Raw genomic sequence first — 19,572 nt, 5'->3', positions numbered from 1 at the left:
GGCTAACGACCCGCTCCTCGAGGGCCGTTCGCGCCGCGGGATCGCTCATCAGCCAGCGGCGTGCCTCCACGGCCCGCATCCCGGCGAAATCGGTGGCGGCGGCCCGTGCGTAGTTGATGGACATCAGCGAGCGGTCGAAGGTCTGGCTCACGAGCTCGTCCGCCCGCCGGATGCTCGACGCCGCCGACAGCCCGAGCGCACCCGTGATCGTGCTCATGACCAGGAAGGCGATCACGATCCGGCCGCGGATCGTACCGAGCAGCGCGCCGAGGGTGTCCGGCAGGGTCCGGCGACGCCGGCTGCCGGTCGTCATCGGTGCTTCGGGAGGTGTCATCAAATCCGTCCGTCCAGCGATAACGCGCAGTATGCCGGACAGACGTTAAGGTGATCTTGAGGTGTCGCGCCGCCGCCCACCGCCTTAACGGATACTTCACGCGCACGTGTCTTCGTGAGACCGCAGGATTTCGAGCGTGCCGGTTGCAGCGGGATTTCGGAACTCGATCGGCGGGCTCCGCGCCTCACCATGCTTCTACGAACGGACCACCGATGCGACGCCTCACCGCTTGTTGCCTGATCTTCGGCGTGCTGGGCGTGGCGAGTGCGGGAGTTGCCCTGTCCGCGGTCGGTGCGCCGATCCTTCACGTGTCCCAGAAGGGGCGGGCGTTTCAGCCGAATGCCCTTCTGGTGCCGCGCGGTGCCAGCGTCGAGATCGTCAACGACGACGGCGATCTGCTGCACCACGTCTACGTCGATGCGCCCGATTTTAATTTCGATTCCGGCGACCTCAAGCCCGGCAGTCGCACCAAGGTCACCTTCCCGGTCAGGGGAACCTTCGCGGTGTTGTGCGGCATCCATCCCAAGATGAAGCTCAGCGTCCGAGTCGAGGGCCAGTGAACGCGCGCCGCGCCGCCTGAACGGACCCCTCCGTCACCCGGAAGGCCCCCGCCCGGAATGGTGCGGAGACCCTTCGGTGAGCTCGGATACCATGCCGGCGGAGCCTTCGCCCGGCGGGGACACCCGTCAGAGGATGCTGGTGCCCTGGAGCACGGCGTGGGCGCCGTAATAGAGCCCGATGAAGGCTGCCAGCGCGGCGCCGTACCCGACCGGCGTCAGCGCCAGATTGCGCAGGCGGTAGGGGGCCGTGGCGTTGTCGGCGGCGATCGCCACCATCGCCACGATGATCGGGGCGTGGCCGATGGCGTCGATCTTCCCGAACTCGAAGATCGCCGAGATGAAGGTCGCCGCCAGGAGGATCGCGGAGACGCGGCGGACCAGCGGCGTACAGATCAGCGCGAAGGCCAGGACGAACTCCACGGCACCGGCCGCCTTCATGAAGTACTCGCCGCTGAAGCCGAAGGTCATGCCCGGATGCTCGACGAACAGCGGGTAGGACCATTGCGGGTAGGCCCACTTCTCGACCGAGGCCCACATCAGGGTGACGGCGGCCGTGTAGCGCACCACGTCGAGGGGGCGGATGCCGCGGGGGAGGGAGCGGCCGAGGCCGGTCAGGGCGATGTAGGCGGCCACGCCGAGGAAGACCGGATAATCGGCGAGGTGGAAGGCGCCGTACTCCAGGATCGCGGTGACGAACAGGATCACGATGCCGAGCGCCGAGAGCGGCATCGTCCGGCGCCACAGGAAGCCCACCGCGATGGCGAGCTGGAACCAGGGCAGGGCGGTGTTGGCCGTCTTCAACTCCGGCGTGAGAATGACGCCGCCCAGGCTCCAGAGAGCGACGAAGAAACCGCCGCAAACGGCGCGAAACAGCAATTCGGTGTTGTCGCGAGCCCAGGCCGTGGCACGGTCCAGGGATCGGATCAGCGCTGCCCCCAGCACCGTCCCCTCGAGCAGCCCCCCGACCACGAGGGCGAGCAGCGAGAGGCCGACCAGTTTCTCGAAGTCCGCGCACAGGACCTCGCCGAGGCCGCGCGGCGCGCCCGCCAGATCGTAGGCGCAGAACCATTTCACGTGTGCCATCGCGGCGTTGGTGCCCGCGAGCGTGAAGAAAGCCGTCATCGTCATGACTGCGGTGCGCGGCAGCCAACGTCTTCCGGGTTGCATGGGGAGGCCTTGCTGAGATCACCGGCGATCGGGGGCTTGCCGGCCCGACGAAAACTACGCGCCTTCGATGCATTGCGGAAGGAAGTTGTTAACGGATCTTACCGAATGGTTAACTTCCGTTGAGAGGGACGCATTCGCCTCTGCCGTCCGCGCCGAAGCATAGGACGAGGTTCATCGTTCGCGCCGTTGTGACGTAACGGATTGATGACGATGGCGCGCGAAACCCGTGGGCCGACCATGGTTCACTAACCTTGGAGCGGCTAGGGGAAGTCCATCCGCCGTCGCACAAGGAGGGGAGCGGTGATCGCCACCCTGAGCCTGTCGAGCCTACTCCTCGGGACCGGTCTTTCCTTCGCGGCGACGCGCGATCCCGCCCGGTCCGAGATCTGCGAGATCTGGTCCGGCCGCCTGCTGATCGCCGGCCTCGGGCTCCTGGGCGCCGGCCTGCCGCTGTTTCGCTGACGAGCAGTGTTCCGGACAGGCGGGGTTCCGGATGATCAGTTCAGGCGAGGGCCGCCCGGAACTTCGGCGCTGAGTGTCCGCAGGAAGGCCAGGAGGTCGCGCTTCTCGGTCTCGGTAAGGCCGATCGGCGCGATGGCGGGCGACCGGCTCGGCCGCTCGATCCCGCCGCGGTCGTAGAGGTCGATGACCTCCGCGAGGGTGCCGAGGGAACCATCATGCATGTAGGGCCCGCGCTCGGCGACGTCCCGCAGCGTCGGCGTCTTGAAGGCGTGGCGCAGCTGCACCGAGTTCGCGAAGAAGGCGGCCCGGCCGATATCCTCGCCGGTGCCCACGCCGATGTCGTGAAACGATCCGTCCGTGAAGGTCCAGCCGGAATGGCAGGCGGCGCACCGGCCCTTGCCGTTGAAGACCGCGAATCCCGCTTTCGCGCTGGAGCCGATCGCCGTCTCGTCACCTTCCACCCAGCGGTCGAAGGGCGCGCGGCCCGAGGCGATGCCGCGCTGGAAGGTCGCCAGTGCCATCTGGATCCGCCGCCGGGTGACCACGGCTTCGTCGGATCCCGGGACCGCGCCTGCCGCTCCGGCATTCTCCGAGAACGCTTCGGTGAACGCACGCACGTAGTCCGGAGCCCGAGCGAGCCGCGCGATGGCCTCCGCCTCGGGCAGGTTCATGGCGCTGGGGCTGGTGACCGGCGTGAAGGTCACGTCCTCGAGGTCACGGAACTTGCCGTCCCACCCCAGGATCGGAAGCTGCGCGACATCCAGCAGTGTCGGGGTGCGGACCTTCATCGTGGCGCCGGTCTCGCCGATGCCGCGCGGGCGCTCGTCGCTCCAGGACCGGGCGGGGACGTGGCAGGACGCGCAGCTCATCGTGCCCCCGCCCGAAAGGACGGGATCGAAGAAGAGGCGCCGTCCGAGCTCGGCCTTGGCTGGACTGTAGGGGTTGTCCGCCGGGTAGGGGTCCTCCACGCCGCGCCGGTAGCTCTCGCGCAGAGCGGCGAGCGCGTCGGGGGGCGCGTCGTTCCGGGCCGTGCCGGGACGATCCGGCTCGGGCTGGCCGGCCCGAGGAGCTTCGGGACTCAGGCCCGCCACGACGGCGAGCAGCGCAGCGCCGGCGAGCGCGCCGCTGATCTGTCTGCGCATCGCGATCTCCTGATCAGCGAGCGCTAGGGCAAACCCGTTAACGAACCCTCACGGTGACGCGGGCGGCGCAGATGTTGCACCCGAGGGGTTGGAACGTTTGGCGCGAACGTTGCTTAGGCCGCCCCAGCCAGGGATGGCTGCGAAACCCGTCAGGTACCCTGGGGTCTCAGGCAACCCGGGATATCGCATCGCTTCAGGACGAGAGGCTCGGAATGACGAAATACAAACTCGAGTATATTTGGCTCGACGGCTACACTCCGGTGCCGAACCTTCGCGGCAAGACCCAGATCAAGGAATTCGACGCCTTCCCGACCCTCGAGCAACTGCCGCTCTGGGGCTTCGACGGCTCGTCGACGATGCAGGCCGAGGGCGGCAGCTCCGACTGCATGCTCAAGCCCGTGCGTCACTTCCCCGATTCCACCCGCAAGAACGGCGTCCTGGTGATGTGCGAAGTGATGATGCCGGACGGCGTCACCCCGCACGCTTCCAACAAGCGCGCCACCATCCTGGACGATGACGGCGCCTGGTTCGGCTTCGAGCAGGAATACTTCTTCTACAAGGACGGTCGCCCGCTCGGCTTCCCCGCCACCGGCTATCCCGCCCCGCAGGGTCCGTACTATTGCGGCGTCGGCTACAAGGAAGTCGGCAGCATCGCCCGCAAGATCGTCGAGGAGCACCTCGACCTCTGCCTCGACGCCGGCATCAACCACGAGGGCATCAACGCCGAGGTGGCCAAGGGCCAGTGGGAATTCCAGATCTTCGGCAAGGGCTCCAAGAAGGCCGCCGACGAGATGTGGGTCGCCCGCTACCTGCTGCAGCGCCTCTGCGAGAGCTACGAGATCGACGTCGAGTACCACTGCAAGCCGCTGGGTGCCACCGACTGGAACGGCTCGGGCATGCACGCCAACTTCTCGACCGAGCACATGCGCACGATCGGCGGCAAGGGCTACTTCGAGGCGCTGATGGCGGCCTTCAAGGAGAACCTCGACGACCACATCGCGGTCTACGGTCCGGACAACCACATGCGCCTGACCGGCAAGCACGAGACCGCGGCGATCGACCAGTTCAGCTACGGCGTGGCCGATCGCGGCGCTTCGATCCGCGTGCCGCACAGCTTCGTCAACAACGAATACAAGGGCTACCTGGAAGACCGCCGCCCCAACAGCCAGGGGGACCCCTACCAGATCGCCTCGCAGATCCTGAAGACCATCGCGTCGGTTCCGACCGCCGGTGAGGCGCAGGCGGCAGCCTAAATTCTAGGCATCTTTGCGCGCATTCTGCCTGCTTCGACATCAGGGCCTGCCGCGCCAACCCGCGGCAGGCCTTTCTTTTTGCCAATTATCTAGGCGCCGATGGCGCGTGTGATCACGCGGATGGGGTCTGAGCCTCGGCGTCGAATTCCAGGGCGAAGCGCGCCCCCGGGCGGCTCATGCAGCGATCGACCCAGGCGTCGAGGACCGGGTCGCCAGGCTTGCCGAACCAGGCATAGGGCGAGTGGAGCAGCAGGTCCGCCGCCGTGAATTGCGCGCCGAACAGGAAGGGGCCTTCCGCCAGGGCTTCGCGCAGGCGCTGCCGCATCGCCGCGCCGTCCCGGAAGGTCGCCGCGAGGGCAGGGTGCGAAAGGCCGACGGCTTCGAGCACCATGACCGGCTCGACCACGCCCGCGTACCAGGCGAACCAGCCGAGATAGGCGCCCCGCTGCGGGTGCCCGGGCGGGATGTTCAGGCCGGCTTCCGGGAACAGGTCGGCGAGGTGGAGCATGATCGCGCTGCTCTCCCGGACCGCCACGCCGTCATGGACGAGGAACGGCACCTTGCCCTCGGGATGCGGGTTGTGGGGATCGCGCTGGCCGGAGCCGTCCTGGCGCGGGATGGCGACCCGCTCGACCGCCACCGCATCCAGCGCGTTCAGTTCGTGGAGCAGGGCAACGACGCGGGTCGAGCGACTCCGGGGGGAATGATAGAGGGTCAGCATGGGGGACTGCTCCGGTTGGCGGTTTCGACACCCCCGTCTATACGGAAGCCCAACTGCCAGTTTGCGTCAGTTGCGCGATGCCCCGTACGGACCGCCTGTTTCGCCTCCTCCAGGCCCTGCGCATGCTGCCGGCGCCGGTGACGGCCGCGCGGCTCGCCGAGGAGACCGGCGTCTCGGTCCGCTCGCTCTACCGCGACATCGACAGCCTGCGGGCGGCCGGAGCCTGCATCGAGGGCGAGCGCGGCTACGGCTACCGCCTGATCGAGGACGGGGCGCTGCCGCCGCAGATTTTCGACCGGATCGAGATCGAAGCCCTGGTGCTCGGCTTCGCGGAAGTGCGGCACATGGGGGACCCGGCCCTGGCGCGGGCGGCGGACGCGGTGCTCGCCAAGGTCGCGGCGACCCTGCCGGATGCGAGCCAGCAGCACCTGCTCCACGCCGTGTCCCGGGTCCGCCGCTCCGAGGTGCGTTTCGCGCCCTCCGTCGGGATGGCGGCGATCCGGGAGGGGTGCTGGCGCGAGGAGGCGGTGACGATCCGCTACGCCGACAAGGACGAGCGCATCACCGAGCGCACGATCTGGCCGCTGGCGATCGTCTATCTCGACCGAAAGCTCGTGGTCCTGGCCTGGTGCTGCCTGCGCGCGGGCTACCGGATGTTTCGCGCCGACCGGATCGCGGCCGCCGAGGCCGCCGGCGCGAGTTTCCGGCCGAAGCGCGTCACGCTGCTGCGCACCTACCTCGACGCGCTGGCGCAGGGAGGCTCCGCCGGGGCCGGGGCGTGACCCCGGGCCGGGGTCACGCCCCGAAGATCGACCAGCCGAGGCGCTTCGTCAGCATCTCCAAGGCGATGCGGCCGAGATGCGAGTTGCCGGAGGCATCGAGCCCCGGCGACCACACGGCGATCGAGGCCCGGCCCGGCGCGATGGCGAGGATGCCGCCGCCGACGCCGCTCTTGCCCGGCAGGCCGACGCGGTAGGCGAACTCCCCCGAGCCGTCGTAGTGGCCGCAGGTCAGCATCACGGCGTTGATACGCCGCGCCCGCTCGGGCGAGACCACCGAGTGGCCGGTCGCGGGGTTGCGCCCGGAATGGGCCAGGAAGCGCCCCGCCTGGGCGAGCTGCCGGCACGACATGCTGATGGCGCAGTGGTGGAAGTACACGCCGAGGGTGAAATCCACCGGATTGTCGAGGACGCCGAAGGATTTCATGTAGTTGGCCAGGGCCACGTTGCGGAAGCCCGTGCGCAGCTCGGAGGCCGCCACCGCCTCGTCGATGGTGATCGTCGGGTCCTGTGCCAGGAACTGCATGAAGCGCAGGATCTCGCCGAGCGCTTCCCGGGGCTGGTGGCCCGAGAGGATCAGGTCGGTGACCGCGATGGCGCCCGCGTTGATGAACGGGTTGCGCGGGATGCCGCGCTCGCGCTCCAGCTGGACGATGGAGTTGAACGGGCTGCCCGAGGGCTCGCGCCCGACCCGGCGCCAGAGCCGGTCGCCCGCCATGCCCAGCGCCAGGGTCAGGGTGAAGACCTTCGAGATGCTCTGGATCGAGAAGGGCGCGTCGCTGTCGCCGCCCGCCGCCACGTGCCCGTCCGCATCGATCACCACGAGGCCGAAAGCCTTCGCGTCGACGCGGGCGAGCTCGGGAATGTAGCTCGCCACCTCGCCCCGATCCGTCCGATCCTGCATTTCGTCCGCGATGTCCCGGACGGCGCGGTCGAGTTCGGACGAATCTGTCTGCATCGGATTGTTTCTGAACGGAGGGATCGGAGCGGCCCGATCCCGGGCCGCAAGCGGCGGGCCATGCGGGCCCCGGCGGCGCGCTCCATGACGGACAGGCGGGGGTGCGGCGGGATCGGTCCCTGCGGGACGGCCGCGATTCGGCCCCTTATTGTTCAGCTTGGAGACAGGATTTCGGAACTATAGACGGACGTCGATCGCGCTTGATCGATGTCATGCGTTTGTATCTAATCGTTTCTGAAATGCGCGGAGTGATTTCGCCCTGCATTCGCTGGCTTAAGATCAGATGAATACATTTTTCAGAACGCGTTAAATCGTGCGTCGCTAGCACCGCCGTCGAAATGACGGCGCGCCTTCGCATCCCGATCGCGGCCGTCGAGCGATGAGCATCGATGAGCATTGAAACGAGCGATCCGAACCTCAGCGTGGAATCCACCGGGCCCGTCGCAGCGGCATCCGCCGTTCCCGCGCAGGCACCCCCTGCGGGGTCCGAACCCGCCGGCATGCCCCTCGAGGCGCGACGCCGGATCGGGCGCAACCTGCGCCTCCTCTACGCCGAGGTGCTGAACCAGCCGCTGCCCGACCGCTTCGACGCTCTTCTCACCGAACTGGCCGCCCGTGGTGAGACGCGAGGATCCTCATGATGACCGCGACGCAAGCCCCGGTCGGCACGCCGCGCGGCGCCGACGATGAGATGCGCGAGCTTCTGCTCGGCGCGATCCCGGCCCTGCGCGCCTTCGCGTTCTCGCTGACCTACGATCTCGACCGCAGCGACGACCTCGTCCAGGACACGCTCGTGCGCGCCTGGACCAAGGCCGACAGCTTCACGCGGGGCACCAACCTCACGGCCTGGCTGTTCACGATCCTGCGCAACCTGTTCTATTCCGAGCAGCGCAAGCGCAAGCGGGAGGTCGAGGATGCGGACGGCGCCCTGGCCGGGCGCCTCACCAGCCTGCCCGAGCAGGAGATCCGCGTGGAGATGCGCGAGTTCCAGGAAGCCCTCGACGGTCTGCCGCTGAGCCAGCGCGAGGCGCTGGTCCTCGTGGGCGCGCAGAACTTCACCTACGAGGAAGCCGCCGAGATCTGCGGTGTCGCCGTCGGCACCATGAAGAGCCGGGTCAGCCGGGCCCGCGTCCGGCTCATCGAGACCCTGGGCATGAACGGCACCGACGATATCGGCGCCGATGCCGTCACCCGGGCGGCCCTTGAAGCGCAGGCCTGACGCTCCGGCCACAGCCGGGGCCTCAGGCCAGGGAAGCCCGCACCGCGCGGGCCACCGCCGCCCGCGCCGCCTCGCTGCGGTCGCCGAGGAGGCGCCGGCCGGAGGCGATCACCTGCAGGGCTTCGCGGCTGCTGCCCTCGCGCAGGGCCACCGCTTCGAGGTCTCGCAGGTACGCGATGACGTCCGCGCGGGCCTGCGTGTTCCGGTTCAGGACCGGCTCCACCCGGGCCGTGACGTCATGCGTCACCGAGGCCCAGAACGCGGCCGATCCGGCAGAATTCTCGTGCATCGTCGATGCTCCTGACATGTCCGGGCATTGATCGTCGCGGGTCCGGAGCGTGGGGGGACGCCCGCGCTCCGGACACGCGACCCCATAGCGGCGTCCGCTCCGGGGATTCAATAACCTTCGTCAAGAGCTGAACGGAGCGGCGTCCGGTTGCCGACGGCACAGGGTCGTCCTGCTCCGCGACGACCATGCCTCGCCTGCGGCCGCGCGAACGGCCGGTGCATTGCGCTGATCCGAGGCGTTGCTTTTTGGGTCGCGGCCCGCGCACCCTGGCGCGGCCCGGCCGCTCTTCCGCGGCGGATGCAAGACGCCCTGACGACAGCCCCCCGACGAGAGGCCCATGGCCCGCAAGCGCGCGCGACCGACGAACGAGATCCTGCTGGAGGCGGCCATGCGCCTCGGCCTGCCGCCCCGGAGCGTCGAGGCGGAGGCCCTGCGGCTCCATCTCGGCCTGCCGGAGTTCGGCGGCTTCGTCGAGGATGCGGTGGTGGCCAAGGCCCTGCGCGAGTTGAAGGCGCGGCGCGCTTTCGCGGAGGGGGGGATCGCGGCCCTCAAGAAGACGGTGCCGACCTTGCGCGGCGCGGCGATGCGGGACGGCAGCATCGCCTGGTCCATCCGCACCCTGATTCCCGTCCTCGACGGCGGGCGCCTCGATCTGCGGATCGACGCCGCGCCCGAGACGGGCATCGCCGGCATCCTGGCCGGCATGGCCCATCGCAACGATCCGACCTGGCGCCTCGACGAATTGCGCGCCGCCGTCGCCGAGACCTCGGTGCGGACCGCGAAATCCCTGCGCCGGGCGGTGGAGCGCCTGCGCGATCAGGTGGCCGAGGACCTGCGCGAAGTCGGCGCCGACGCCGTGACCTATATCGACCATCTCGACCGCTCCCTGCGCTCGCGGGCCTTCCTGCTCTCGCCCAACCTCAACCAATCCCTCACCGATACCCTGAAGGGCGTGCGCGCCCGCGCCCGCAACGTGGCCCGCGAGGATTCGCGCCTGCGCCGCCTGCGCGATCAGGTCGGCTTCGGGGCCTATATCGAGAAATTCACCGCGGCCCGGCGCCTCGGCCGGCGCATCGTCTTCCACATGGGGCCGACGAATTCCGGCAAGACCTATGCGGCGCTGGAGATGCTGCGCGCCGCCCCCACCGGCACCTACCTCGCGCCCCTGCGCCTGCTGGCGCTTGAGAACTACGAGGCCCTGGCCGAGCGTGGGCTGCGCGCCGGCATGGTGACGGGCGAGGAGACGCTGGGCGACATCGATCCGACGCACACCGCCCGGACCATCGAGACCGCCGACCTGATCCGGCCCGTCGACGTCGCGGTGATCGACGAGATCCAGATGATCGCCGATCCCGATCGGGGCTGGGCCTGGACCAACGCCCTGTTCGGCATTCCCGCCCGCCTCGTGGTGGTCTGCGGCTCGGACGATGCGCTGGCTGCCGTGCGTCGCGCGGCGGAAGCCGCCGACGAATCCCTCGAGGTCGTCACCTTCGTGCGCAAGACGCCGCTTGTGCTTCAGGAGGCGCCCGTGCCCCTGGAGAAGGTGACGCCGGGCGACGCGGTCGTGGCGTTCTCGCGCCGGGCCGTCCACGAGAACCGCGAGATCCTGGTGGCCGCCGGGCACCGGGTGGCGACGATCTACGGGGCGCTCTCGCCCGAGGTGCGGCGTGCCGAGGCCGCGCGCTTCCGGGCGGGGGAGGCCGACGTGCTCGTCACCACCGACGCCATCGGCATGGGCCTCAACCTCGGCCCCCTGAAGCGGATCGTGTTCTCGGCGGTGCGCAAGTGGGACGGGGTCGGGGAGCGGGCGCTGACCAATTCCGAGATCCGCCAGATCGCCGGCCGCGCCGGCCGCTTCGGACACCAGGACGAGGGCTATGTCGCGGCCGTCGACGAGACTGGGCTGGAGCCGATCCGGGCGGCACTCGCCGGTGCCCCCACGGCTCCGGCCGCCGACACGCGCTTCTTCGTGCGGCCCGACCTCATCGCGATCAATTCCGTGGCCGAGGAGATGCGCACCGACAGCCTGCGGGAGGTGCTGGCGCATTTCGCGCGCGCCACCTTCTATGCCGGCTCGCCGTTCCAGCCCTCGGCGCTCGAAGAAATCCTGGAGATCGCCCGGGTGGTCGACAAGGCGCGACTCCCGATCGCGGAAAAATTCGCGTTCTCGGTCTGCCCGGTGGACCGGCGCGACCCGGTCTCGCTGGGCCTGCTGGAGCGCTGGACCCAGGCCCGCGCGCAGGGTGCCACGGTGCCGGCCCTGCGGGCCAACCTCGCCGGTGAACTCGACTACCAGGAGCGGACGGTGAAGCTCGCCAGCGCCTATCTCTGGCTCTCGCGGCGGTTTCCCGAGACCTTCGACGATGCCGCGGCGATGCGGGAGATGCGCGCGCGGGCCAACGGGGCGATCGAGCGCCACCTTCAGGAGACGGCGACCCGCAGGGTCGAGCGTCGCTCACGCCGGGCGAAGGCGGCCGGTTGAGCCGTCCTTAAGCGGACCGGCCGGCCAAGGGGAGGGACGGTCCCTCCCCGGCGCCGAGCCGAAGGTTCGAGCCGGCGGGTTTCGCTCAGGCCGACTTGAGGTGCGCGGCGAGATGCTTGTTCATCTCGAACATCGTGCACTTGTCCTTGCCGAAGACCTTCTTCAGCTTGTCGTCGGCCAGGATCTCGCGCTTGTTCTCGGGGTTCTGGAGGTTGTGCTTCTTGATGTATTCCCAGACCTTGCTCACGACCTCGCCGCGCGGCAGGGCGGCGGTGCCGACGACGGCGGCCAGCTCGGCGGAGGGCTTGAGCGGCTGCTGCAGAGCGTTCGGCTTGGCACCGTCACCCTTCGGCGCGGCGACCTTCTTGCCCTTGGCGGCCGGGGCCGGCTTCTCGGCATCCTTCGGCGCAGCCTTGGGGGCCGCCTTCTCCGCAGTCTTGGTGGTGCTCTTCGCCATGGGATCTTCCTCCGGATGTCGGCGGTGAGTGCCGGTACGCCCACGGCCGGTGGCCTCGCAGCGCATAGCTGCAACAACTAAGCGGTGCTGCGAGCGTTCCAAGGGGATTCCGCCCTTGGGCGCCCCGTCATCCACAGGCGCGACGGCCTCGGGCGGGTCTCATCCGCCTTCGCGGCGAGACGAGGCCGGATCGACTTGCATGAAATCTTGCGCGTCCGCGCCCTGTACTTGATGCGCCGGTGGCTCCCGGTGTCGGACCGGACCGCCCCGTACGGGGCGAGAAAAACGGTTCTGCGGCAATGGTTTGAATAGCTGCCGGCGGGGCCCTGCCGGGGTCCCTGGCGGAGGGGGCGGCATCGCTCCGCACCCGCCGGCGGCGCCCCGCAGAACGCGCTTTTCCCAGCGCCCGAGCCGGCACTCGCCCCACGCTGCCGTGGCGACAAGAATTTGTGTGCCCGGGCCAAGAATTGATCGCTCACGAATGCAAGATCTCGCAAGGCCGCTTGGCGCGTCCGCCGGCCGGGACGGGCGGCGCCCGATTCCGGGACGGGCGGGGCGGGGGGCCGACACCGATCCTTAAGGGCGTCCGGCTACGCGGCAACCATGATCCTCATCGCCTTCTCCCTCTCCCTTTGCGCGGCCGCCGCGCTCATCGTCGGGCTCGGTGCCGTGGTGTCGGTCGAGGCCCCGGCGAATCCCGTCGCGCGCGGGACCGCAGGCTTGGTCTGAGCGTCCGAACCGCCTCGCCCGGCGCCCCGCAGGCGGGGCGCCGGGGGCCGAACCGACGGCGTGCCTCGGACGTTGCGCCCGGATTCCTCCAGGTCACGATCGCGCCCGCATGCTCGAATCCACCGTTCCGACCTCCCTCGACAGCACGGCCCACATCATCCAGATCGCGCTGACGCCGATCTTCCTGCTCTCCGGCATCGCGACTCTCCTCAACGTCTTCGGGACGCGGCTCGCGCGGGTGGCCGATCAGGCCGAGCGCATTTCGCAGGCGATCGCAAGCGCGTCCGGGCCCGAGCAGCACCGTCTGGCGCACCGCATGAACGCCCTGCGCCGGCGCTCCCTGGCCCTCGACGCCGCTGTGATCCTCGGGGCGCTCGGCGGGGTCGCCACCTGCGGCGCCGCCCTCACCCTGTTCGTGGGGGCCCTGCGGGACGCCACGGTGGCCAACATCCTGTTCCTGCTGTTCGGCCTTGCCATCCTCTGCACCCTGAGCGCCCTGATGGTCTTCGGCTTCGAGATGCTCCTGTCGAGCCGGGGCATCCGCGAGCGGGTCGCGGTGCGCCAGTCCGAGGTGGCCGAGGAGACCGGCGCGCCGGTGGACACCCGGCGCTGAACCGGCCCTCCCGTCGCGACGATCCCTTGGAACCGCACCGGATATCGGGGTTTGTCCGGTCACGCGTCCACCCGTTCCGGATGCACCCCATCCCGAGCCGCGAACCCGCAGGAGGAATGCCATGCCGACGGATCTCCCGAACGAGCGCAGCATCCGGCCCGCCGGATCGATGGAACTCGACCCCTCCGCCGAGGGGGTGGCCATCGACGAGACCCCGCGCCTCATCGCCTCGAACAAGGTCGAGGGTACCTCGGCCTACAGCCGCGAGGGCGAGCATATCGGTACGGTCTACAACTTCATGGTCGACAAGGTCTCGGGGCAGGTCGCCTACGCGGTGATCTCGTTCGGCGGCTTCCTCGGCCTCGGCGAGAGCTACCACCCGGTGCCCTGGCGCGCCCTGACCTACAGCGTCGAACTCGGCGGCTACATCGTCGAGATCGACCAGGACACCCTGGCGGGCGCGCCGATCCACGGGCCTGGCGAGGACCCGTTCTCCGATCCGACCTTCGGCACCCGCGTCGACGGCCATTACGGCGGCCGCAAAGTGCCCACGGCTTAAGGATCGGCCCCCACGACCCGAGGGATCAGCGCTCCGGCGCGGCCGTGATCCGCTCGAAGTCGAGGAGCGCGGTCTCGATCACGATCTGAGTGCGGCTGATCACGTCGAGCTTGCGCAGGATTTCGGAGACGTGCGCCTTCACGGTCGAATCCCCGACCTGGAGTTCGTACGCGATCTGCTTGTTGAGCTTGCCCTGGCGGATCATCGCCAGCACCCGCAATTGCTGGGGCGTCAGGCTCGCGACCCGCTCGGCGAGGGGCGCCTTGCGGGCGGATGACGCGCCGAGCGGCGCGTTCGGCAGGTTCGCCGGCACCGAGAGGCCCCCCGCCAGCACGTCCGCGATGGCCCGCGTGAGGGTCGACTTGTCAACGGCCTTCGGCACGAATCCCGCCGCGCCGTGCTCCAGCGCTTCCCGGATGATGCGCGGATCCTCGAGGCCGGAGACGACGAGGATGGGGACCCGCGGCACCTGCGCGCGAATCGCCATCAGCCCCTCGAAGCCGGTGACGCCCTGCATGGAGAGGTCGAGCAGGATGATCTCGATGGCGGGCTGGGCCGCGAGCACCGCGCAGGCGCTGGCGATGCCGTCGGCCTCGTGCAGGGTCGCGTTGGGGTAGGCGAGGCCCACCGCGCTGGCGAGCGCATCGCGAAACAGCGGGTGATCGTCGACGATGAGGAGATGCATGCCCGTTCCGCCCGGCGGGTGCGCCCCTGTTCCGGGACTGTTCGGTGCCGCATTGCGCGGGAACCGGCCGCCCGACATACTCGTGTCATCGCGGAGAACCGGGCGTCAAGTCCGGCACCCGTCGATGGGGCGGGAGACGGTACCGTGACAGAGGGGACGCGGGTGCGCACGCACCTGTGCGGCATCACGACGGCCTGGACCGAGGCCGAGGAGGCCGACGCGGCGATCGCGGAGATCGGCGCGGCCATTGGCGGGCGCAGCGTCGCGCAGATCGTGGCGTTCTTCTCGGCCGATTACGACGTCGAGACCCTCAACCGGGCCCTCACCGCGCGCTTTCCGGGCGCGGGCATCGCCGGCTGCACCATGTCGGGCGGCATCTCGCCGGCGGGCGGGCTCGATCGCGGCCTCGTGGTGATCGCCTTCCCGCGGGAGAATTTCCGCATCGTCTCGACATTGCTCGACGCCATCGACCATCTCGACGTGGAGCGCACGGCCTCCAGCGTCCGGGCCCTGCGCCGGAGCCTCGAGGCCGAGGACGGTGCGGGCCTGGCCCCGGGCACCGGACGCCGCTTCGCCCTCTCGTTGATCGACGGCCTCACCAACGCGGAGGAGACGGTGGTCTCGGCCATCGCCTGGGCGCTCGACGGCATTCCCCTCGTGGGGGGCTCGGCGGGGGACGACCTCACCTTCCGCCAGACCGTGCTGCTCCATGACGGCCGCATCCACCAGCGGGCCGCCGTGCTGCTGCTGGTCGAGACGGATTTCCCGATCCAGATCTTCAAGAGCGACAATTTCGAGCCCACCGACACGAAGTTCGTGGTCACCGCATCGGATGACGAGCAGCGCATCGTGCACGAGCTCAACGCCGAGCCGGCGGCGCGGGAATACGCCATGGCGGTGGGGCTCGACCCCGAGCGCCTCTCGCCCATGAGTTTTGCCGCCTATCCCCTCGCGGTGAAGGTGGGCGGCGAGTATTTCTGCCGGTCGATCCGGCGCATGAACCCGGACGGTTCGCTGAGCTTCTTCTGCGCCATCGACGAGGGCGTCGTCCTCACCCTGGCGCGCCCGCGCGACATCGTGGCCGCGACGGGGGCCGAGCTCGCCCGCCTCGACGCGGATCTCGGCGGCATCGATCTCGTCATCGGCTTCGAATGCGTGCTGCGCCGCCTCGACGCCGAGAGCCGCCAGGTGCGCCACGGAATCTTCGACCTCTATCGGCGCTACGACATCGTCGGCTTCGACACCTACGGCGAGCAGTACCGGTCGATGCACCTGAACCAGACCTTCACCGGCATCGCCATCGGACGGGGCGAGCCCGGCCGGGACTTCGGCGCGCGGTGATGCTGCGTCCACCCGATTCCGCGAGCCCTCCGCTGGACGCGGACGAGGCCCGGCGGCGCATCGCCAAGCTGGAGCGGATCAACGCCGCCCTGATGGCCCATGTCGAGCGCAGCATGGACCAGCAGGGCGGTGCCTACTCGCTGTTCCAGACCGCCACCATGCTGGAGGGCCGCGTCCGCACGCGCACCGAGGAACTGACCGGGCTGATGCACCGCCTGGAGCGCTCCAACGCGGCCCTGGTGGCGGCCAAGGAGGAGGCCGAGAACGCCAACCGCTCGAAGACCCGGTTCCTGGCGGCGGCGAGCCACGACCTCCTCCAGCCCCTCAACGCCGCGCGGCTCTCGGCCTCCGCGCTCGCCGACCTCGCCCTGGGTCCCGAGGCGCTGGCGATCTCGGGCCAGATCGAGCGCGGACTCCAGATCATCGAGGACCTGATCAAGACCCTCCTCGACATCTCGAAGCTCGATGCGGGCGTGGTGCGCCCGGCGATCAAGCCGGTGGCGCTCAGCGAGCTCCTCACCGGCATCGCCGCGAGCTTCCGGCCCTTCGCCGAACGCAAGGGCCTGCGTCTCTCCGTGCGCGGCCCCGACCTCGTGGTGGCGAGCGACCCCCTGCTGCTCCAGCGCATCGTGCAGAACCTCGTCTCGAACGCGATCCGCTACACCCGGCAGGGCGGCGTGCTGGTGGCGGTCCGCCGCCGGGGGCAGGCCTCCGGGGAGTCCTGCCGCATCGGGGAGACCTGCCGTATCGGGGAGACCTGCCGCATCGAGGTGTTCGACACCGGCTGCGGCATCGCGCAGGCCGAGCAGGACCTCGTGTTCGAGGAGTTCTTCCGGGGCGGTGCGGAGGGGGAGGGGGGCGAGCCCGGCCTCGGCCTCGGCCTCTCCATCGTGCGCCGGATGGCGCTGGCCCTCGACCATCCCCTCGAGCTCGCCTCGCGGGCCGGGCGCGGCACCCGCATGGCCCTGACCCTGCCGGTGAGCCGTACGGCCCCGGAGCGCGCGGTGACGATGTCGCCGGTGACGACCCGGCTCACGGGGGCGCGCGTCCTCGTGGTCGAGAACGACCCGCCCACCGCCGACGCGCTGGAGCGCCTCCTGCGGGCCTGGGACGCCGAGGTCTGCGTCCACCGGGACCTCGCCGGGGTCGAGGCGGCACTGGCCGCCGGCATGACGCCGCCGGACCTGCTGGTGCTCGATTACCACCTCGACAACGGCGCCTGCGGCCTCGGCGTGGCGACGCATCTCGAAGCGCGGACGGGCCTGCGCCGTCCCGTCATCGTCACCACCGCCAACCATTCGCCCGAGATCGAGGCGGAGGTCGCCGCCCTGGGGGCGCAACTCGTTCACAAGCCGGTGCGTCCGGCGCAGCTACGCGCGCTCCTCACCTACCTGCTGGCCTGACGATGACGCGGTGCACAGGAGGGCCTGCCCAAGATTATTTTGAATAATCTTGGCGGGTGCGAAGGCATTGGCCCGTCCCCGTGCCCGCCCGCGAAGGCGCCGTGAAATCTTTTTCAGGCGGGCCTCCAGTTCAGTTTGAGGCATGATTGAAAAATTTGCATTGCACCAAGATAAAATTGCATTGCAGCGACACTTGTCGTGCCCTTGCGAAGCTTCGTGCGGGACTTTACGCTCCCGCACGAGAACAAGACTTCCCCATGCGCGCTTTCCGGCAGGACGAGACCTGTCGTGCTTCGCCGCCGCGGGGATGCGGAGGACGACCCGTTCATGAAGAAAAACAAGGTCATCACGGCCGGCGAGGCGATCGCGCTGATCCGGCACAACGACGTGGTCACCACGACGGGCTTCGTCCAGAGCTGCATTCCCGAGGCGCTGCACGCCGCCCTCGAGACGCGCTTCGTCGAGACCGGCGCCCCCCGCGACCTCACCCTGATCATGACGGCGGGGGCGGGCGACAGCAAAGGCCTCGGCACCGGGCGCCTGCACCACGAGGGCCTGCTGAAGCGCGTCATCGCCGCCAATTTCGGCCGCATGCCCAAGGTCGCCAAGGCCGCGCAGGAGAACAAGATCCTGGGCTACAACCTGCCCCAGGGCGTGATCTCGCAGCTCTACCGGGCCTGCGCGGCCGGTCAGCCGGGCCTGTTCTCGAAGGTGGGCCTGCACACCTACGTCGATCCGCGCCACGGGGGCGCCCGCGTCAACACCGTGACGGAGGCCGAGATCGTCAAGCTCGTCGAGGTCGATGGCGAGGAATGGCTGTTCTACACCGCCACGAAGATCGACGTCGCCTTCATCCGGGGCACCTCGGCCGACCCGTCGGGCAACATCTCCTTCGAGAAGGAGGCCCTGACCCTGGACTGCCTGGCCCAGGCCATGGCCGCCCGCAACAACGGCGGCATCGTCATCGCGCAGGTGGAGCGCATCGTCGACGACGGCTTCCTGCTGCCGAAGGACGTGCGCGTGCCCGGCATCCTGGTGGATTGCGTGGTGCTGGCCGAGCCCGAGATGCACCGCATGAACTACGGCGTGCAGCACGACGCGGCGCTGGCCGGCCAGATCCGCGTCCCCGTCAGCGGCATGAAGAAGATGCCCCTCGACGCCCGCAAGGTCATCGCCCGGCGCGCCGCCTTCGAACTCCCGCCGAACGGCGTCGTCAACCTCGGCGTCGGCGCGCCCGAGGGCATCTCGGCGGTGGCCAACGAGGAGAAAGTCACACCCTACATCACGCTGACCACCGAGGCCGGCGCGGTGGGCGGCGTGCTCGCCTCCGGCTCGAGCTTCGGCGCGGCCACGAACGCCGACTGCGTCATCGACCAGAACCAGATGTTCGACTTCTACGACGGCGGCGGCCTCGACATGACCTGCCTCGGGCTCGCCGAGTGCGACCAGCACGGCAACGTCAACACCAGCATGTTCGGCGGCCGCCTCAACGGCTGCGGCGGCTTCATCAACATCAGCCAGAACGCCCGCTCGGTGGTCTTCGCCGGCACCTTCACGGTGGGCGGCCTGGAAACCGTGATCGAGGACGGCAAGCTTCGCATCGTCACGGAAGGCCGCTCGCAGAAGTTCCTGCCGCAGGTGGAGCAGATCACCTTCAGCGGGCACTACGCGCAGATGCGGTCGCAGCCGGTGATCTACGTGACCGAGCGCTGCGTCTTCCAGCTCACCGACGAGGGCCTGGAACTCATCGAGGTGGCGCCCGGCATCGACATCGAGCGGGACATCCTGCCCCATATGGGCTTCCGGCCGATCATCAAGCAGCCGATGCCGATGGATGCCCGCCTGTTCCGCGAGGAGCCGATGGAACTCCTGGCCGACCTTCTCAACCTCAACCTGGCCGAGCGGGTGAGCTACGACTCCGAGCGCAACATCCTGTTCGTGAACCTGGAGGGCTGGCACGCCCGCGCCAAGAGCGATCTCGACGACCTGCGCCTGGTTCTCGTGGGGGCCTGCAAGAAGGCCGGCCAGCGGGTCAACACCGTCGTCAATCACGACGGGTTCCGCATCAACGAGAACCTGTACGACGACTACGCGCACATGATCCAATACCTGCAGGCGAACTACTACCTCACCACCACCCGCTACGCGACCAGCGCCTTCCTGCGCCTCAAGATGGAGGAGGCGCTGACCCGGCGCGGCGTCGCGCCCCACGTCTTCGAGCGCAAGGAGGATGCCCACGCCTTCCTGGACGGCGCCGGCAAGATCCGGCGCGCCTCCACGGCGATCGCCTCGGCGGCGTGAACTCACGGCGAAGGCGATGCGCTGGGCGGGGTCGGTTCGAGGGTGCCCCGACAGGCGACGAGTGGCATGGCGACGGTGATGTCGGCGGCCAGGCGGCCGTGGATCTGCGTCTCGGAGG

General features: G+C 69.4%; 20 protein-coding genes and 1 pseudogene. 13 read left to right on the top strand and 8 right to left on the bottom strand.

What is annotated here, in order from left to right; all coding sequences use genetic code 11:
• Positions 1 to 313, bottom strand: a pseudogene (locus tag K2X24_RS03675) (MCP four helix bundle domain-containing protein); the annotation flags it as partial.
• Positions 314 to 546: 233 nt separating this feature from the next.
• On the opposite strand from K2X24_RS03675, the gene K2X24_RS03670 reads away from it, so the two are divergent.
• Positions 547 to 894 (top strand): hypothetical protein, encoded by a 348-nt coding sequence (locus tag K2X24_RS03670; protein ID WP_292494738.1) that lies wholly within the window; start codon positions 547 to 549, stop codon positions 892 to 894.
• Between the two features lie 126 nt (positions 895 to 1,020).
• On the opposite strand, the gene K2X24_RS03665 is transcribed toward K2X24_RS03670, so the two are convergent.
• Positions 1,021 to 2,022, bottom strand: coding sequence for a hypothetical protein (locus K2X24_RS03665; protein WP_292494736.1), 1,002 nt, complete (start codon positions 2,020 to 2,022; stop codon positions 1,021 to 1,023).
• A 339-nt stretch (positions 2,023 to 2,361) separates the two neighbouring features.
• Between K2X24_RS03665 and K2X24_RS03660 the strand changes: the two genes are divergently transcribed.
• Positions 2,362 to 2,523 (top strand): hypothetical protein, encoded by a 162-nt coding sequence (locus tag K2X24_RS03660; protein ID WP_292494734.1) that lies wholly within the window; start codon positions 2,362 to 2,364, stop codon positions 2,521 to 2,523.
• Between the two features lie 35 nt (positions 2,524 to 2,558).
• Here the strand turns inward: K2X24_RS03660 and K2X24_RS03655 are convergent, their stop codons facing one another.
• Positions 2,559 to 3,665: a cytochrome c peroxidase gene (locus tag K2X24_RS03655; RefSeq protein WP_292494733.1), complete on the bottom strand. Its 1,107-nt coding sequence runs from the start codon at positions 3,663 to 3,665 to the stop codon at positions 2,559 to 2,561.
• Positions 3,666 to 3,877: 212 nt separating this feature from the next.
• Between K2X24_RS03655 and K2X24_RS03650 the strand changes: the two genes are divergently transcribed.
• A complete protein-coding gene (locus K2X24_RS03650) occupies positions 3,878 to 4,918 on the top strand; it encodes a glutamine synthetase beta-grasp domain-containing protein (RefSeq protein ID WP_292494731.1) in 1,041 nt (346 codons plus the stop codon).
• A 112-nt stretch (positions 4,919 to 5,030) separates the two neighbouring features.
• Here the strand turns inward: K2X24_RS03650 and K2X24_RS03645 are convergent, their stop codons facing one another.
• Complete coding sequence (locus tag K2X24_RS03645) at positions 5,031 to 5,639, bottom strand: glutathione S-transferase family protein (protein WP_292494729.1); 609 nt, start codon at positions 5,637 to 5,639, stop codon at positions 5,031 to 5,033.
• 77 nt (positions 5,640 to 5,716) lie between these two features.
• Between K2X24_RS03645 and K2X24_RS03640 the strand changes: the two genes are divergently transcribed.
• Complete coding sequence (locus tag K2X24_RS03640; RefSeq protein ID WP_292494727.1) at positions 5,717 to 6,421, top strand: YafY family protein; 705 nt, start codon at positions 5,717 to 5,719, stop codon at positions 6,419 to 6,421.
• A 13-nt stretch (positions 6,422 to 6,434) separates the two neighbouring features.
• Here K2X24_RS03640 and K2X24_RS03635 read toward each other — a convergent pair whose 3' ends face one another.
• A complete protein-coding gene (locus K2X24_RS03635) occupies positions 6,435 to 7,376 on the bottom strand; it encodes a glutaminase (RefSeq protein WP_292494725.1) in 942 nt (313 codons plus the stop codon).
• Positions 7,377 to 7,765: 389 nt separating this feature from the next.
• Between K2X24_RS03635 and K2X24_RS03630 the strand changes: the two genes are divergently transcribed.
• Together K2X24_RS03630 and K2X24_RS03625 are read left to right on the top strand one after the other, a co-directional pair.
• Positions 7,766 to 8,017, top strand: coding sequence for a NepR family anti-sigma factor (locus K2X24_RS03630; RefSeq protein WP_292494723.1), 252 nt, complete (start codon positions 7,766 to 7,768; stop codon positions 8,015 to 8,017).
• Positions 8,017 to 8,595: a sigma-70 family RNA polymerase sigma factor gene (locus K2X24_RS03625; protein WP_238280267.1), complete on the top strand. Its 579-nt coding sequence runs from the start codon at positions 8,017 to 8,019 to the stop codon at positions 8,593 to 8,595. The genes K2X24_RS03630 and K2X24_RS03625 overlap by 1 nt, the downstream gene beginning before the upstream one ends.
• Before the next feature lie 22 nt (positions 8,596 to 8,617).
• Here the strand turns inward: K2X24_RS03625 and K2X24_RS03620 are convergent, their stop codons facing one another.
• Positions 8,618 to 8,884: a hypothetical protein gene (locus K2X24_RS03620; RefSeq protein WP_243913849.1), complete on the bottom strand. Its 267-nt coding sequence runs from the start codon at positions 8,882 to 8,884 to the stop codon at positions 8,618 to 8,620.
• 337 nt (positions 8,885 to 9,221) lie between these two features.
• Between K2X24_RS03620 and K2X24_RS03615 the strand changes: the two genes are divergently transcribed.
• On the top strand, positions 9,222 to 11,366 hold the full coding sequence (locus K2X24_RS03615; protein WP_292494720.1) for a helicase-related protein: 2,145 nt from the start codon (positions 9,222 to 9,224) through the stop codon (positions 11,364 to 11,366).
• An 85-nt stretch (positions 11,367 to 11,451) separates the two neighbouring features.
• Here the strand turns inward: K2X24_RS03615 and K2X24_RS03610 are convergent, their stop codons facing one another.
• Positions 11,452 to 11,823: an SWIB/MDM2 domain-containing protein gene (locus K2X24_RS03610; protein WP_292494718.1), complete on the bottom strand. Its 372-nt coding sequence runs from the start codon at positions 11,821 to 11,823 to the stop codon at positions 11,452 to 11,454.
• 603 nt (positions 11,824 to 12,426) lie between these two features.
• Between K2X24_RS03610 and K2X24_RS03605 the strand changes: the two genes are divergently transcribed.
• The 3 genes from K2X24_RS03605 (at position 12,427) to K2X24_RS03595 (ending at position 13,724) form a co-directional block, all read left to right on the top strand.
• Entirely contained in the window at positions 12,427 to 12,552 is a 126-nt protein-coding gene (locus tag K2X24_RS03605; RefSeq protein ID WP_292494716.1) for a hypothetical protein, read from the top strand.
• A 109-nt stretch (positions 12,553 to 12,661) separates the two neighbouring features.
• Positions 12,662 to 13,165, top strand: a complete 504-nt coding sequence (locus K2X24_RS03600) for a DUF2721 domain-containing protein (protein WP_292494714.1) — start codon at positions 12,662 to 12,664, stop codon at positions 13,163 to 13,165.
• A gap of 121 nt (positions 13,166 to 13,286) precedes the next feature.
• The gene (locus K2X24_RS03595; protein WP_292494713.1) at positions 13,287 to 13,724 is read left to right on the top strand and encodes a PRC-barrel domain-containing protein; all 438 of its coding nucleotides are present in this window, start codon (positions 13,287 to 13,289) and stop codon (positions 13,722 to 13,724) included.
• A 25-nt stretch (positions 13,725 to 13,749) separates the two neighbouring features.
• On the opposite strand, the gene K2X24_RS03590 is transcribed toward K2X24_RS03595, so the two are convergent.
• Complete coding sequence (locus K2X24_RS03590) at positions 13,750 to 14,409, bottom strand: response regulator transcription factor (RefSeq protein ID WP_292494711.1); 660 nt, start codon at positions 14,407 to 14,409, stop codon at positions 13,750 to 13,752.
• A 144-nt stretch (positions 14,410 to 14,553) separates the two neighbouring features.
• Between K2X24_RS03590 and K2X24_RS03585 the strand changes: the two genes are divergently transcribed.
• From K2X24_RS03585 to K2X24_RS03575, 3 genes are all read left to right on the top strand, one after another.
• Positions 14,554 to 15,750: an FIST N-terminal domain-containing protein gene (locus tag K2X24_RS03585; protein ID WP_292494710.1), complete on the top strand. Its 1,197-nt coding sequence runs from the start codon at positions 14,554 to 14,556 to the stop codon at positions 15,748 to 15,750.
• Complete coding sequence (locus tag K2X24_RS03580) at positions 15,750 to 17,153, top strand: ATP-binding protein (RefSeq protein WP_292494709.1); 1,404 nt, start codon at positions 15,750 to 15,752, stop codon at positions 17,151 to 17,153. The genes K2X24_RS03585 and K2X24_RS03580 overlap by 1 nt, the downstream gene beginning before the upstream one ends.
• Positions 17,154 to 17,480: 327 nt before the next feature.
• The gene (locus K2X24_RS03575) at positions 17,481 to 19,454 is read left to right on the top strand and encodes an acyl CoA:acetate/3-ketoacid CoA transferase (RefSeq protein ID WP_292494707.1); all 1,974 of its coding nucleotides are present in this window, start codon (positions 17,481 to 17,483) and stop codon (positions 19,452 to 19,454) included.
• The last annotated feature ends 118 nt before the right edge of the window (positions 19,455 to 19,572 follow it).

This window comes from Methylobacterium sp., assembly GCF_019750675.1.
GTDB lineage: Bacteria > Pseudomonadota > Alphaproteobacteria > Rhizobiales > Beijerinckiaceae > Methylobacterium.
Note: the sequence above shows the minus strand (reverse complement) of the source record. Positions and strands in the feature narration are given on the sequence as shown.

Coding starts and splice junctions, on each gene's coding strand:
- K2X24_RS03625 (WP_238280267.1), top strand. CDS start 8,017: ATGACCGCGACGCAAGCCCCGGTCGGCACGCCGCGCGGCGCCGACGAT.
- K2X24_RS03610 (WP_292494718.1), bottom strand. CDS start 11,823: ATGGCGAAGAGCACCACCAAGACTGCGGAGAAGGCGGCCCCCAAGGCT.
- K2X24_RS03650 (WP_292494731.1), top strand. CDS start 3,878: ATGACGAAATACAAACTCGAGTATATTTGGCTCGACGGCTACACTCCG.
- K2X24_RS03605 (WP_292494716.1), top strand. CDS start 12,427: ATGATCCTCATCGCCTTCTCCCTCTCCCTTTGCGCGGCCGCCGCGCTC.
- K2X24_RS03595 (WP_292494713.1), top strand. CDS start 13,287: ATGCCGACGGATCTCCCGAACGAGCGCAGCATCCGGCCCGCCGGATCG.
- K2X24_RS03580 (WP_292494709.1), top strand. CDS start 15,750: ATGCTGCGTCCACCCGATTCCGCGAGCCCTCCGCTGGACGCGGACGAG.
- K2X24_RS03590 (WP_292494711.1), bottom strand. CDS start 14,409: ATGCATCTCCTCATCGTCGACGATCACCCGCTGTTTCGCGATGCGCTC.
- K2X24_RS03575 (WP_292494707.1), top strand. CDS start 17,481: ATGAAGAAAAACAAGGTCATCACGGCCGGCGAGGCGATCGCGCTGATC.
- K2X24_RS03615 (WP_292494720.1), top strand. CDS start 9,222: ATGGCCCGCAAGCGCGCGCGACCGACGAACGAGATCCTGCTGGAGGCG.
- K2X24_RS03640 (WP_292494727.1), top strand. CDS start 5,717: ATGCCCCGTACGGACCGCCTGTTTCGCCTCCTCCAGGCCCTGCGCATG.
- K2X24_RS03630 (WP_292494723.1), top strand. CDS start 7,766: ATGAGCATTGAAACGAGCGATCCGAACCTCAGCGTGGAATCCACCGGG.
- K2X24_RS03665 (WP_292494736.1), bottom strand. CDS start 2,022: ATGACGATGACGGCTTTCTTCACGCTCGCGGGCACCAACGCCGCGATG.
- K2X24_RS03655 (WP_292494733.1), bottom strand. CDS start 3,665: ATGCGCAGACAGATCAGCGGCGCGCTCGCCGGCGCTGCGCTGCTCGCC.
- K2X24_RS03645 (WP_292494729.1), bottom strand. CDS start 5,639: ATGCTGACCCTCTATCATTCCCCCCGGAGTCGCTCGACCCGCGTCGTT.
- K2X24_RS03670 (WP_292494738.1), top strand. CDS start 547: ATGCGACGCCTCACCGCTTGTTGCCTGATCTTCGGCGTGCTGGGCGTG.
- K2X24_RS03635 (WP_292494725.1), bottom strand. CDS start 7,376: ATGCAGACAGATTCGTCCGAACTCGACCGCGCCGTCCGGGACATCGCG.
- K2X24_RS03600 (WP_292494714.1), top strand. CDS start 12,662: ATGCTCGAATCCACCGTTCCGACCTCCCTCGACAGCACGGCCCACATC.
- K2X24_RS03620 (WP_243913849.1), bottom strand. CDS start 8,884: ATGCACGAGAATTCTGCCGGATCGGCCGCGTTCTGGGCCTCGGTGACG.